Origin of the sequence: Histidinibacterium lentulum, from assembly GCF_003789055.1 — a bacterium.
In the GTDB taxonomy this organism is placed as follows: Bacteria; Pseudomonadota; Alphaproteobacteria; order Rhodobacterales; family Rhodobacteraceae; genus Oceanicola; species Oceanicola lentulus.
In genome coordinates, this window is the sequence record NZ_ML119087.1 from 99,046 (window position 1) to 101,109 (window position 2,064).

The 2,064-nt window shown below is 69.2% G+C and carries 2 protein-coding genes; one reads left to right on the forward strand and one right to left on the reverse strand.

Translation table 11 applies throughout. From position 1 onward, the window contains the following. Nucleotides 1-12: 12 nt before the first annotated feature. Nucleotides 13-843 carry an efflux RND transporter periplasmic adaptor subunit gene (locus EAT49_RS14525; RefSeq protein WP_185020768.1) on the reverse strand — a complete coding sequence of 277 codons (831 nt, stop codon included), beginning with the start codon at nucleotides 841-843 and terminating at the stop codon, nucleotides 13-15. A gap of 170 nt (nucleotides 844-1,013) precedes the next feature. Between EAT49_RS14525 and EAT49_RS14530 the strand changes: the two genes are divergently transcribed. Next, the gene (locus EAT49_RS14530; protein WP_148078741.1) at nucleotides 1,014-1,637 is read left to right on the forward strand and encodes a TetR/AcrR family transcriptional regulator; all 624 of its coding nucleotides are present in this window, start codon (nucleotides 1,014-1,016) and stop codon (nucleotides 1,635-1,637) included. Nucleotides 1,638-2,064 lie beyond the last annotated feature (427 nt).

Genomic DNA, 2,064 nt, shown 5'->3' on the forward strand with positions numbered 1-2,064 from the left:
AGGGCGCACCGGTCAGGACGGCGGGTCGAAGACCAGCTCGCAGCGCAGGCCCGCGGGGAGCGAGAGGTCGGAGTTGTCGATCTCGAGAACGATCCCGAAGGTGCCCGTCGCCGCGTCGAAGACCTGATCGACCACGGTGACAACGGCAGGATAGGCGCCGTCCACCGGAGCTTCCGGCAGGACGGTCAGCGTGTCGCCGACGGTGACCGAGCCGACATAGGAGATCGGGGGAAAGGCCTCCACGCGCAGGGCGTCGATGCGGGCGAGCGTCAGCACCGGGCCCTGCGCCTGCTGGCGCTCCCCCACGCTGAGCGCCCGGTCGGTCACGATGCCCGCCATCGGCGCGACGAGTTGCTTCTGCCGCAACCGCGCCTCCGCCTCGCGGGCCTCGATGACGGCGAGCGCCCGCTCGGCCTCCGCCGCCGCGACCTCCTCGGCGGCGACGGTCGCTTCCATCCGCGCCTCGGCAGCCTCGGCCTCCGGCATCGTGCGGTTGGCGGCGAGGCGCGTCGCGCGGTCGGCCCGGGCCTCGAGGTGGTCCCGGCGCGCCTCTGCCGCGGCGATGCGATGCCGGTCGGCGGCGCGGGCCTGCGCCAGTTCGAGGCGGACCGTTTCGACGGAGGCGTCGAGTTCCGCCAGCACGTCACCCGCCGCCACGACATCGCCGCGCGACACATGTACCGCGCTCACGAGTCCCTCCACGGCGAAAGCGAGATCGGCGGTTTCGGCCGGGGTGATCAGGCAGGTCACGGGGTCCGGCACCTGCGCCTGCGCGACGCCTGCGAGCGCAAGGGCGCCGGGGAGGCAGGCAACGGCCAGCGGGGCGAAGGTCCTAGCGGTCATCTGCATCCTCCAGCGGCGAGTCAGGGGGCGGTCCCCGGCGTACCCTAGCAGCCTGTCCGGCGGTTGTAATCTGGCGGGGCGCAGCTTGGGCCTTGCCGTCCGGCGACCAGCCCCGCTATTCCTGAAGAAGCTTGACTTCCACTCCGGGCGGATACCGAGAGGACGGGCGCGTGGCAGCAGAGGACGACAAGCGCGAAGCGATCGTGCGTTCGGCATTCGGTCTTCTCATGCGGGACGGCCCCGCCGCGCTGACATTCGAGCGGCTCGGCGCGGAGGCCGGCATGTCGCGTCAGCTCGTGCGTTATTACTTCCAGGATCTCGAATCCCTGCTGATCGCGCTCTGCGATCATCTGGCGGGGCTCTATCGCAGCCAGCTCGTCAGCGGCGCCGCGGAGGCCGGGATCGGCGAGAGGCTGGATTTCTTCCTCGACTTCTATTTCGGACTCCGGGACGACCGGCCGAAGCCCAAGGACGATCAGGCCTACGATGCCCTCTTCGCCTACGCCGCCGGGCACAAGCCCGTTCGAGAACGTCTGGCGTCGCAATACGGGCTGCTCGGGCAGGTCGTCTCCCACGAGATCCAGGTCTCGTTTCCGGAGATCCCGGACCGCGACGCGCAGGAGCTGTCCTATCTCTTCGTCTGCCTGATGTACGGCCATTGGAAGATGGTCGCCTCTCTGGGACATGCCGAGGAACACGGAGCGTTGGCGCGGGAGGCCATGATTCGGCTGATCGAGAGCTACCGTGCCGCTGCGTCCGAACGGACGAGCGATCCGCTGCCCTGGGCCCGATAACGCGGTTTTTCGGATTGCAAAGGCCGCGCGCGAAGCCCGCCTCGCAGGACGCCGAACCATTTGACGTTCCGTCATTTTCCGCAACGGAAGGCAGTCAGGCGCGCCGGTCTCCCGAAAGCTGTGCTTTCGATTCGAAAAAGCCCCGGATCGGTGCTTGTCATGCGGGGTCCGCCGGCTCTTGATGAACATTGACAGTGGCTTAAGGACGCCTCGGCCTCGCCGGACCGCCCCGTGCCCTGCCGATGACGACGCCTGCGACACTTCGGTCGAAAGCCGGAACGCCGCAAGAACCAGAAGACCCCGGGGGGGGGACATGGGTGGGCATTTCGGCCTTCCGCGGGGACCGCGGCACCTGACGGGAGGACTGCGCCGGCCAAAGGGGACCGGGCGCGGTCTCTCCCCGAGTGGGGCCATCGCGCCGCAAAGG